The sequence below is a fragment of the Streptomyces sp. NPDC051636 genome, assembly GCF_044453765.1.
Lineage (GTDB): Bacteria > Actinomycetota > Actinomycetes > Streptomycetales > Streptomycetaceae > Streptomyces.
Genome location: NZ_JBITDA010000044.1, coordinates 35061 through 46204, shown reverse-complemented (window position 1 = coordinate 46204; position 11144 = coordinate 35061). Strand labels below are relative to the sequence as shown.

Below are 11144 nucleotides of genomic sequence, written 5' to 3'. Positions count from 1 at the left end.
AACGCTCGGCTGGGAAACCCCAGCCGAGCGACTGCATAAACTGCTCGCCGTCTGACACAACCGATCATGTGTTGCGACGATCCCTAGAATCCGCCTTCAGCTCCGGGGGCCTTGGCCCACGTCTGTCAGCGACGCTCCGTAGACTGGCCCCGTGAGTGACCTCCCCGGCAACAGTGAGCAGCCCGACCCCCTCGACTCCTTCGAAGAGATCATCGCGGCGGAGACCGACCGCGACCCCGATCTCGCGGTGATCGAGGCCGGCAGCCGCACCCTGCGCACGCAGGGGGGGCCGCCGCAGGCGGACGTACCCGCGCGGCCCGAGGACCCCGAGGTCGACAAGGCGCTGCGCGAGGTCGAGGCGGAGCTGGCGACGCGCTGGGGCGAGACCAAGCTGGAGCCCTCCGTCGGCCGGATCTCCGCGCTGATGGACGTCCTGGGCGAGCCGCAGCGCTCGTACCCCTCGATCCACATCACGGGGACGAACGGCAAGACCTCCACGGCCCGCATGATCGAGGCGCTGCTGGGCGCCTTCGAGCTGCGCACGGGGCGGTACACCTCGCCGCACGTGCAGTCGATCACCGAGCGGATCAGCCTGGACGGGGCGCCCATCTCCGCCGAGCGGTTCGTCGAGACCTACCAGGACATCAAGCCGTACGTGGAGATGGTCGACGCGCAGCAGGAGTTCCGGCTCTCCTTCTTCGAGGTGCTCACCGGCATGGCGTACGCGGCGTTCGCGGACGCGCCCGTGGACGTGGCCGTCGTGGAAGTGGGGATGGGCGGTTCCTGGGACGCCACCAACGTCATCGACGGGGATGTCGCCGTCGTCACGCCGATCGGCCTCGACCACACCGACCGGCTCGGTGAGACGCACGCCGAGATCGCCACGGAGAAGGCGGGCATCGTCAAGCAGGGCGCGACCGTCATCCTGGCGCAGCAGCCGGTGGACGCGGCGCAGGTGCTGCTGAAGAAGGCGGTGGGGGTCGACGCGACCGTGGCCCGTGAGGGGCTGGAGTTCGGCGTCGTGGCGCGGCAGGTGGCGGTCGGCGGGCAGTTGGTGACGCTGCGCGGGCTGGGCGGTGAGTACCCGGAGGTCTACCTCCCGCTGCACGGGGCGCATCAGGCGCACAACGCGGCCGTCGCGCTCGCCGCCGTCGAGGCGTTCTTCGGGGTCGGCGCGCGGCGGGCGGAGCCGCTGGACGTCGACACCGTCCGCAAGGCCTTCGCGGCCGTCTCCTCGCCGGGTCGGCTGGAGGTAGTACGGCGGTCACCCACCGTCGTCCTGGACGCGGCGCACAATCCGGCGGGCGCGCAGGCGACCGCGGAGGCCGTGCGGGAGGCGTTCGACTTCAGCCGGCTGATCGGGGTCGTGGGCGCGAGCGGCGACAAGAACGTGCGCGGGCTGCTGGAGGCCTTCGAGCCGCTCTTCGCCGAGGTCGTCGTCACTCAGAACTCCAGCCACCGCGCCATGGACGCCGACGAGCTGGCCGCGATCGCCGTCGAGGTGTTCGGCGAGGAGCGGGTGCAGGTCGAGCCGCGGCTGCCGGACGCGCTGGAGGCGGCCATCACGCTGGCCGAGGAGGAGGGCGAGTTCGCCGGCGGCGGCGTCCTCGTCACCGGTTCCGTCATCACGGTCGGCGAGGCCCGACTGCTGCTGGGGAAGGGCTGAAGGGGACTCCCATGCGAACACTCTGTTCTTCCACCCTGATCGGCGAGTTCTTCGTCATCGGCTTCGCCGGGCTGGTGGCGATGAAGGACGACGACCTGTCGACGTCGACGGTGTGGACGGTCTGCGGCATCGCGATGTTCCTGAGCGTGGCGCTGTGCGGCATGGTGACCCGGCCCGGGGGCGTGGCCCTCGGCTGGGCCCTGCAGATGGCGCTGGTCGCCTCCGGGTTCTTCGTGCCGATGATGTTCTTCCTGGGGGCGGTGTTCGCGGCGCTGTGGTGGGCGTCGGTGCATTTCGGGCGGAAGGTGGACGAGGCCAGGGCGAGATTCGCCGCGCAGGGGGAGTCCTCCACCACAGCTGACGCTGCGTAACAGGCGTACGGACACGCCCTGTAACCTCGTCCCACCGCACACGTCCGTCAGAAGGAGTCCTCCCGTGACCCAGCGCACCCTCGTCCTGCTCAAGCCCGACGCCGTCCGTCGCGGCCTGACCGGCGAGATCATCAGCCGTATCGAGCGCAAGGCCGGCTGGCAGATCACCGCGCTGGAGCTGCGCACGCTGGACCAGGAGACGCTGGAGCAGCACTACGGCGAGCACAAGGGCAAGCCCTTCTACGAGCCGCTCGTGGAGTTCATGGCCTCCGGTCCGGTCGTGGCCATGATCGTCGAGGGCGAGCGCGTCATCGAGGGCCTGCGCGCCCTGGCCGGCCCCACCGACCCGATCGCCGCGCCCCCCGGCTCCATCCGCGGCGACTACGGCGTCATCGTCCGCGAGAACCTGATCCACGCCTCCGACTCCGAGGAGTCGGCCGACCGCGAGGTGAAGATCTTCTTCCCGGGCCGCGCCTGACGGCTCCGCTGTGCCGCCGGGGCTGCGCCGGGCCGGAACCGGGCACCGTGACCGCGCGTGTCCACCGCCGCCGGCCCACGAGCCCCGGCAGACCGGCCCGGCCACCGGCGCCCGCGCCGCCGTTCGGGTGACGCGCGCGCTCGGCCCGCCCCGTGTTCGGGCCTGCGGTGCCGTCCTCGGGCGGCCGATTCGCCCCGCCCCGAACCGGCTCCACCCCCGAGCCACCGGCGCCCCGCCCCGCCGTCGCACCGTCCGACCCACGCGCCGCCCGCCTCCGAGCGGTCCGGCCCGCACATCGCGCTCTGCGAGAAGTCAAATCCGCGCACCCGGACGGCCCCGCCCATGCCCACCCCGGGGCCCCGAAGGAGGCCGCACCAGCCTCTCGCGAAGCGAATTCCCCAGGGTTTTTTCTGAGGGGCCGTCACCTCGGCCCGCCCCTTGACCTGCTCCACCCGTACCTTTTCGGCCGCCGCTTGGCATATGCGTGCCGATCGGGGGAACGCGTGCCCCCGTTGGGCCGTCTCCACAAGCGAGGCGCTCGGCCATCTGCTGACAATGGCGAAGACCCTCGCGCAGTGTTCGTGCAGGCGCGTTTACGATGGAAGCCTTCACGTCACAGCACCCACCTCGCCGACCTGAAAAGCCCTCAAAAGCTCGTGGGAAGGCCAGACGAATCCTGATGGGGAACTCAATGTCGTTCATCGGCCGTGACATGGCTGTCGACCTCGGGACCGCCAACACGCTGGTGTACGTCAGGGGTCGCGGGATCGTACTCAACGAGCCGTCCGTCGTCGCGATCAACACGAACACCGGTGGCATCCTCGCGGTCGGGGCCGAAGCGAAGAAGATGATCGGGCGGACCCCGGGCAACATCGTTGCCGTACGCCCGCTGAAGGACGGCGTCATCGCCGACTTCGAGATCACCGAGCGGATGCTCCGCTACTTCATCCTGAAGATCCACAAGCGGAGGTATCTCGCGAGGCCGCGCGTCGTGGTCTGTGTGCCCTCCGGCATCACCGGCGTCGAGCGCCGCGCCGTGATTGAGGCGTCGTCCCAGGCCGGTGCCCGCCAGGTGCACATCATCGAGGAGCCCATGGCGGCAGCCATCGGCTCCGGCCTGCCGGTCCACGAGGCCACCGGCAACATGGTGGTGGACATCGGCGGCGGTACCACGGAGGTCGCGGTCATCTCGCTCGGCGGCATCGTCACCGCCCAGTCCATCCGCGTCGCGGGCGACGAACTGGACAACGCGATCATCCAGCACATCAAGAAGGAGTACAGCCTCCTCCTCGGTGAGCGGACCGCCGAGCAGATCAAGATCACGATCGGCTCCGCGTACGAACTCGACACTGACGAGCACACCGAAATCCGCGGCCGGGACCTCGTCTCCGGGCTGCCGAAGACCGTCGTCATCTCCGCCGCCGAAGTGCGCAAGGCGATCGAGGAGCCCGTCAACGCGATCGTCGACGCCGTGAAGACGACCCTCGACAAGTGCCCGCCGGAGCTGTCCGGCGACATCATGGACCGGGGCATCGTCCTGACCGGCGGCGGCGCCCTGCTGCGCGGGCTCGACGAGCGGCTGCGCCGGGAGACCGGCATGCCGATCCACATCGCCGAGGACCCGCTGGACAGCGTGGCGCTCGGCTCCGGCAAGTGCGTCGAGGAGTTCGAGGCGCTCCAGCAGGTCCTGGACGCCCAGCCGCGCAGATGACGTAACTCTTCGATTCCGCCGTACGAGATGATCTCCTCTCGTACGGCGGATCGTTGATATAGAGGCACAAGCTCCCAGAAATTCCTATGAGGAAGGGCACGGCCGCCGCACGTGAGGGACACGAAAGAGAGCCGGCTGCTCCTGGTGCTGCTGATCGCCATCGCCTTCGCGCTGATCACGGTGGACATCCGCGGCGGCCAGAACTCCCCGGTCGACGGTGCCCGGCAGGCCGCGGCCGCGGTCTTCGGCCCGATCGAGAACGGGGTGTCGTCGGCGGTCGACCCGGTCGGCAACGCCGTGTCCGCGGTCCGTGACTCCGGTGCGCGGCACGACCGGCTCGCCCGGCTGGAGAAGGAGAACGCGGCTCTCAAGGCGAAGCTCGGCAGCGACGAACGCAACCGCAGCCGCCTGAAGCAGCTCGACAGGATGCTGAAGATCGCGGGCGAGGGCCAGTACGGCATCAAGGGCGCCGAGGTGATCGCCATAGGCTCGGCCCAGGGCTTCTCCTGGACCATCACCATCGACGTCGGCGCGAACGACGGCATCAAGCGGGACATGACCGTGCTCAACGGGGACGGCCTGGTCGGGCGCGTCACCACCGTCGGCCCGAACACCTCCACCGTGCTGCTGGCCAACGACCCCGACTTCACCGTCGGCACCCGGATGGAGGGCAGCGACGAACTCGGCTTCGCCTCCGGGCAGGGCGACCGCCCGCTGCGCGTCGAACTCCTCAACGGCAAGGCGGAGGTGAAGAAGGGCGACCGGCTCGTCACCTTCGGCTCCCAGGCCGACAAGCCGTTCGTGCCCGGCGTGCCCGTAGGCGTCGTCTCCCGGGTCGACCCCTCCGGCGGCGGCCTGACCCGCACCCTGTACGTCACGCCGTTCGTCGGCTTCACCAAGCTCGACATCGTCGGTGTCGTCGTCGAGGCGCCGAAGAAGGACCCGCGCGACGAGGTGCTCCCGGCCAAGCCCCAGCCGACCCCGACGCCGACGGTGACCGTGACGGTCACCCCGTCCGCCGACGCGACCGCCAACGACCAGCAGCAGTAGGAGCTCGAAGTCCCATGCGTCTCAACCGGATCCTGCTCTCCACCGCGCTGGTCGTCGTCGCCCTGGTCATCCAGGTCAGTGTCCTCGCCCGCCTCCATCTCCCGGGCGCCGTACCCGACCTGCTGCTGCTCACCGTGCTGGGCCTGGCGATCGTCTACGGCCATGTCGGCGGCGCCCTCGTCGGCTTCGGTGCGGGACTCCTCGCCGACCTCGCCCCGCCCGCCGACCACGCCGCCGGCCGGTACGCGCTGGTGCTGTGCGTCGTCGGCTACTTCGCCGGGCTCATCAAGCCGGAGAACGGCCGCCTGAAGTCGGCCACCGGCCCGATGGTCGTCGTGGTCGCCGCCGCGATCGGCTCGACGCTGCTGTACGCCGGGGTGGGCGCCCTCGTCGGTGACACCGCCGCCCGCCATGTCGGCCTCGTCAGCCTGCTGACCACGGCCGCCGTGTACGACCTGCTGCTCGCGCCGTTCGTCGTGCCCGGGATCATCGCCCTGGCCCGCCGTGCCGAGAACGACCCGCTCGCGGAGACCACCTCCGCGACCAAGGCCACCGACATCTCCTCGGGCTGGCTCTCCTCCGGTACCGGCCTGCGCATCGGCAGCCAGCGCGGCGGCCTGGGCGGCCTGAAGGCCAAGGCCCGCACCCGCACCACGCGCGTGGGCCGCATCAAGGGAGTCAAGCGGCCGTGAACGCCGGTGAGTTGACGACCGTGAGCGCGTCCGGGCCGCGCGGAGGCGCGCACAGCTCCGTCGTATATGACACATACACACACTGAGAGGGGGAGGCAGCCGCAGTGACCAGTGCCCACCCGTCTCCCACCACCACCCTTCCAAGGAATGGGCTTCGCCCATGACAAATATTCCGGAGACCGGACGGACCCCACGGGTCCAGACCCGGCTCGTCGTGATCCAGATCCTCGTCCTCTCCCTGCTCGGCACCCTCGGCGGGCGCCTGTGGTACCTGCAGATCCGTGAGGGCGCCGAATACCAGAAGGAAGCCTCCGGCAACCACGTCCAGCAGGTCGTCCAGCCCGCCGTACGCGGCTCGATCCTGGACGCGCGGGGCGTGGCCCTCGCCGACAACGAGACCCGGCTGGTGGTCTCCGCCTCCCGTACCGACCTGCTGAAGCAGAAGGACGGCGGCAAGGCCGTCCTCACCAAGCTGGCCGGGGTCCTCGGCATGGACCCCGAGGAGGTCATGCAGAAGGTCCGGCTGTGCGACGCCAAGACCCCGCAGCCGTGCTGGAACGGCTCCCCGTACCAGCCGATCCCGATCACCGACGAGGCCACCCCCAAGCAGGCCCTGCAGATCCGCGAGCGCGCCGAGGACTTCCCCGGCATCACCGCCGAACCGGAGGCCGTGCGCCGCTACCCGGCCCCCGGCAAGGCCAACACCTCCCAGGTCCTGGGCTACCTCTCGCCGGTCACCGACAGCGAGATCCAGCAGGCCAAGGACACCGACTCGCCCTACCTGCGCTCCGACATGGTCGGCCGCAACGGCCTGGAGCGCCAGTACGACAAGGAACTGCGCGGCAAGGCCGGCGTCACCCGCTACGAGGTCGACAACCTCGGCCGCGTCATCGGCAAGGCCGAGGCGGACTCCGCCGAGCCCGGCGCCAACCTCGTCACCAGCATCGACTCCCGGGTCCAGCGGGTCGCGGAGTACGAGCTGGACAAGGCCATGAAGATCGCCCGCCAGCAGTACGACAAGATCACCGGTGAGAACTACAAGGCCGACTCCGGCGCGGTCGTGGTGATGGAGGCCAAGACCGGCCGGATCGTCGCCATGGCCTCGGCCCCGGCCTACGACCCGAACGTCTGGGTCGGCGGCATCTCCGCCAAGGACTACAAGAAGCTCACCGGGAAGAACAGCGACTACCCGCTGCTCAACAGGGCCATACAGGGTCAGGCCGCGCCCGGTTCGACCTTCAAGGTGGTCTCCACGGCCGCCGCCGTCCAGGCCGGCTACGAGTGGGACGGCGGGTATCCGTGCACCAGCTCGTACTCCGTCGGCGGTCAGGTGTTCAAGAACTTCGAGGGGGAGAGCTTCGGCCCGATCTCGCTCGGCCGGGCGCTGGAGGTCTCCTGCGACACCGTCTTCTACGGCCTCGCCGACAGGGAGTGGAAGAGGGACGGCGGCATCAACCCCAAGAAGGGCCAGCCCAAGGACTACTTCTTCAAGACCGCCCACCAGTTCGGCCTCGGCAAGGAGACCGGCGTCGACCTGCCCAACGAGGTCACCGGCCGCGTCCCGGACCGCCAGTGGAAGCTGGCCTACTGGAAGGCCAACAAGGACGCCTGGTGCAAGACCGGCAAGAAGGACGGCACGTACGTCGAGAAGATCGCCTACGAGAACTGCCTCGAGGGCAACAAGATGCGCGAGGGTGACGAGATCAACTACTCCATCGGCCAGGGCGACACCCTCGTCACGCCGATCCAGGAGGCCATGATCTACGGCGCCCTCGCCAACGGCGGCACCGTCCACACGCCGACCATCGGCAAGGCGATCATCAGCGCCGACGGCCGGACGGTCCAGGAGATCAAGCCCCGGACCCGCGGCAAGCTGCCGGTCAGCCGGGCCACGCTCAAGGGCATGGACTCGGCCCTCGCCGGCGTCATCACCCGCGGTACCGCCGCCTGGAAGTTCGGCGGCTGGCCCCAGGACAAGATCGAGCTGCACGCAAAGACCGGTACCGCCGAGGTCTACGGCAAGCAGACCACGTCGTGGCTGGCCACCTACAGCAAGGACTACACGGTCGTCATGACGATCGCCCAGGCCGGTACGGGTTCCGGCGCCTCCGGTGAGGCCGTGCGCAACATCTACAGCGCGATGTACGGCGTCCAGGCGGACGGCTCGATCGACAAGAAGAAGGCGCTGCTGCCCACCCCGCAGAAGGGCCTGCCGAAGGTCCGTACGGACGGCACGATCAAGTCGCCGAAGGTCTCCGACGACCCCGCCAAGGACGTCCAGGCCACCCCGACGGACTCGGCGTCCCCGGACGAGTCGCAGCCCGCGGCGACCACCGCCTCGCCCGACACCGGCAACCGCGACACCCGCAGGCGGCGACGCGGGCGGGGAAGCCGGAGGATGCTCACATGACCGGCGCCAACAGCTTCTCCGTCTCCGGGTACGGCCCCGAGCGGCCCGGTTGGACCCGGATCCTCGCCCGCGACTCGATGGCCCGCCGGCTGGACTGGCCGATACTGCTGGCGGCCCTCGCGCTGTCCATGCTCGGCTCGCTGCTGGTCTACTCCGCGACCCGCAACCGTACCGAGATCAACCAGGGCGACCCCTACTTCTTCCTGGTCCGGCACCTGATGAACCTCGGCATCGGGATCGCCCTGATGATCGGCACGGTCTGGCTCGGCCACCGGGCCCTGCGCAACGCCGTGCCGATCCTCTACGGCGTGTCGGTGCTCCTCTCCCTGGTGGTCCTCACCCCGCTCGGCGCGACGATCAACGGCCAGCGCAACTGGCTCGTCATCGGCGGCTTCTCGCTCCAGCCCGCCGAGTTCCTCAAGGTGACGATCATCCTGGGCATGGCGATGCTGCTGGCCGCGCGGGTGGACGCGGGCGACAAGCCGTACCCGGACCACCGGACCGTGTTCCAGTCCCTGTGTCTGGCCGCCGTACCGATCCTGATCCTGCTGCTCATGCCCGACCTCGGCTCGGTCCTGGCCATGGTGGCGATCATCCTGGGCGTGCTGCTCGCCTCGGGCGCCTCCAACCGCTGGGTCTTCGGCCTGCTCACCGCCGGGGTCATCGGCTGCATCGCCATCTGGCAGCTGCACATCCTGGACGAGTACCAGATCAACCGCTTCGCGGCGTTCGCCAATCCCGACCTCGACCCGGCCGGCGTCGGCTACAACACCAACCAGGCGCGCATCGCCATCGGCTCCGGCGGCCTGACCGGCGCGGGCCTCTTCCACGGCTCGCAGACCACCGGCCAGTTCGTGCCCGAGCAGCAGACCGACTTCGTCTTCACGGTCGCGGGAGAGGAGCTGGGCTTCCTCGGCGCGGGCCTGATCATCCTCCTGCTGGGCGTGGTCCTCTGGCGTGCCTGCCGCATCGCCCGCGACTCCACCGAGCTGTACGGCACGATCGTCGCCGCCGGGACAGTGGCCTGGTTCGCCTTCCAGTCCTTCGAGAACATCGGCATGACCCTGGGCATCATGCCGGTCACCGGCCTGCCGCTGCCGTTCGTGTCGTACGGCGGCTCGTCGATGTTCGCGGTGTGGGTGGCGGTGGGCCTGTTGCAGTCCATCAGGGTGCAACGGCCGATGTCCGCATAGGGGGATTACCCAGGTGAATCGCGGCTAGATTCGGTTCATGGCGGATACGAAGCGGGAGATCGAGCGCAAGTACGAGTCCGACGAGAGCGGTCTGCCCGACCTGACCGGCGTCGCCGGGGTGGCGGGCGTGCTCGACAAGGGCGTCGTGGAGCTGGACGCCACCTACTACGACACCCTCGACGAACGCCTGGCCGCCTCCCGCCTCACCCTGCGCCGCCGCACCGGCGGCTCCGACGCCGGCTGGCACCTGAAGTTCCCGGTCGGTCCGGGTGTGCGCGACGAGATCCGGGCGCCGCTGTCGGACACGGTCCCGGACGACCTCATGGCCCTGGTCCGCTCCCGTGTCCGCGACGCGGAACTGCTCCCTGTGGTCCGGCTGCGCTCCGTCCGCGACGTACGCCACCTCGTCGACGCCGACGGGCGGCTGCTCGCCGAGGCCAGCGTGGACGCCGTGACGGCGGAGCGCCTCACCGGCAGCGGCGGCCTGGCCCAGTGGACCGAGATCGAGGTGGAGCTCGCCGACGACGGGGACCCCGCCTTCCTCGACAAGGTGGAGAAGCGGCTGCGCAAGGCGGGCGTACGACCGTCCACGTCACCCTCGAAGGTGGCCAGGGCACTGGCGGAAACCGCGCCGCAGAAGAAGGGACGGCAGCGGCCCGCCGAGCCCGTCACCGCCGGCGACCACGTCCTCGCCTACCTCCGCGCGCAGCGCGACGCCATCGTCGAAGCCGACCCGGCCGTACGCAGGGACGTCGAGGACTCCGTGCACCGCATGCGGGTGGCCACCCGCCGGGCCCGCAGCGCCCTGCGCGCCCACCGCAAGCTGTTCGACCGGGCCGTCACCGACCCGATCGGAGACGATCTGAAGTGGCTCGCGGGCGAACTGGGCGCCGACCGCGACCGGGAGGTGCTGGCCGAGCGCCTGACGGCGGCCCTGGACGAGCTGCCGGACACGCTGGTCCGCGGCCCCGTGGGCGACCGGGTGCACGCCTGGGCGGAGGGCGGGCGCGGCGGATCGCGGTCCCATGTCATCGGCGTCCTGGACTCCGAGCGGTACCTGGCGCTGCTCGACACCCTGGACGCCCTGCTCGCCGACCCGCCCCTGCGGAAGCGGGCCGGGAAGAAGCCGTCCAAGGTGATCTCCAAGGCCGTACGCAAGGAGCTGCGCCGGGTCTCCCGGCTCGTGGAACAGGCGATCGACACGCCGCCCGGCCACGACCGCGACACCGCCCTGCACGAGGCCCGCAAGAAGGCCAAAAGCACCCGCTACACGGCGGAGGCCGCCACACCCGCCCTCGGCTCCCCGGCCGCGACTCTGGCCAAGTCCATGAAGTCCCTGACGAAGCTCCTCGGCGAACACCAGGACAGCGTCATGGCCCGCCAGACCCTGCGCGAGCTGTCCGCGGTGGCGCACGCGGCGGGGGAGGACACGTTCACGTACGGGGTGCTGTACGGGCGGGAGGAGCAGCGGGCGGCGGCGGTGGAGGCGGAGCTGCCGGAGACCTGGAAGAAGACCCGGTCCCGGGCGTCCGTCTGAACGTCTCCCGGGCGCCTCCTCGGGCGTCTCATGGGG

Annotated in this window: 9 protein-coding genes; all 9 read left to right on the top strand. The window is 70.2% G+C overall.

The features are described 5' to 3' along the window. Positions 1–151: 151 nt before the first annotated feature. The 9 genes from ACIBBH_RS39720 to ACIBBH_RS39680 all read left to right on the top strand — a co-directional run bounded on the left by ACIBBH_RS39720 (position 152) and on the right by ACIBBH_RS39680 (position 11108). Positions 152–1666, top strand: a complete 1515-nt coding sequence (locus ACIBBH_RS39720; protein WP_399413434.1) for a bifunctional folylpolyglutamate synthase/dihydrofolate synthase — start codon at positions 152–154, stop codon at positions 1664–1666. Between the two features lie 11 nt (positions 1667–1677). Next, positions 1678–2037, top strand: a complete 360-nt coding sequence (locus ACIBBH_RS39715; protein WP_399413432.1) for a DUF4233 domain-containing protein — start codon at positions 1678–1680, stop codon at positions 2035–2037. Positions 2038–2101: 64 nt separating this feature from the next. Further along, positions 2102–2515 carry a nucleoside-diphosphate kinase gene (gene ndk / locus ACIBBH_RS39710; protein ID WP_399413430.1) on the top strand — a complete coding sequence of 138 codons (414 nt, stop codon included), beginning with the start codon at positions 2102–2104 and terminating at the stop codon, positions 2513–2515. A 691-nt stretch (positions 2516–3206) separates the two neighbouring features. Further along, positions 3207–4226: a rod shape-determining protein gene (locus ACIBBH_RS39705; RefSeq protein ID WP_132851700.1), complete on the top strand. Its 1020-nt coding sequence runs from the start codon at positions 3207–3209 to the stop codon at positions 4224–4226. Positions 4227–4337: 111 nt separating this feature from the next. Further along, positions 4338–5276 (top strand): rod shape-determining protein MreC, encoded by a 939-nt coding sequence (mreC, locus tag ACIBBH_RS39700; RefSeq protein ID WP_399413428.1) that lies wholly within the window; start codon positions 4338–4340, stop codon positions 5274–5276. A gap of 14 nt (positions 5277–5290) precedes the next feature. Beyond that, on the top strand, positions 5291–5968 hold the full coding sequence (mreD, locus tag ACIBBH_RS39695) for a rod shape-determining protein MreD (protein ID WP_399413426.1): 678 nt from the start codon (positions 5291–5293) through the stop codon (positions 5966–5968). A 160-nt stretch (positions 5969–6128) separates the two neighbouring features. Further along, positions 6129–8378, top strand: a complete 2250-nt coding sequence (gene mrdA / locus ACIBBH_RS39690; protein WP_399413425.1) for a penicillin-binding protein 2 — start codon at positions 6129–6131, stop codon at positions 8376–8378. Continuing rightward, positions 8375–9571 carry a rod shape-determining protein RodA gene (gene rodA / locus ACIBBH_RS39685; RefSeq protein ID WP_399413423.1) on the top strand — a complete coding sequence of 399 codons (1197 nt, stop codon included), beginning with the start codon at positions 8375–8377 and terminating at the stop codon, positions 9569–9571. Before mrdA ends, rodA begins: the two co-directional genes overlap by 4 nt. Before the next feature lie 37 nt (positions 9572–9608). Further along, positions 9609–11108 (top strand): CHAD domain-containing protein, encoded by a 1500-nt coding sequence (locus tag ACIBBH_RS39680; protein WP_399413421.1) that lies wholly within the window; start codon positions 9609–9611, stop codon positions 11106–11108. The last annotated feature ends 36 nt before the right edge of the window (positions 11109–11144 follow it).

What these genes read in the sequence shown, in the direction of transcription:
- ACIBBH_RS39715 (WP_399413432.1), top strand. Translation starts at nt 1,678, where the DNA reads ATGCGAACACTCTGTTCTTCCACCCTGATCGGCGAGTTCTTCGTCATC.
- ACIBBH_RS39705 (WP_132851700.1), top strand. Translation starts at nt 3,207, where the DNA reads ATGTCGTTCATCGGCCGTGACATGGCTGTCGACCTCGGGACCGCCAAC.
- mreD (WP_399413426.1), top strand. Translation starts at nt 5,291, where the DNA reads ATGCGTCTCAACCGGATCCTGCTCTCCACCGCGCTGGTCGTCGTCGCC.
- mrdA (WP_399413425.1), top strand. Translation starts at nt 6,129, where the DNA reads ATGACAAATATTCCGGAGACCGGACGGACCCCACGGGTCCAGACCCGG.
- rodA (WP_399413423.1), top strand. Translation starts at nt 8,375, where the DNA reads ATGACCGGCGCCAACAGCTTCTCCGTCTCCGGGTACGGCCCCGAGCGG.
- ACIBBH_RS39680 (WP_399413421.1), top strand. Translation starts at nt 9,609, where the DNA reads ATGGCGGATACGAAGCGGGAGATCGAGCGCAAGTACGAGTCCGACGAG.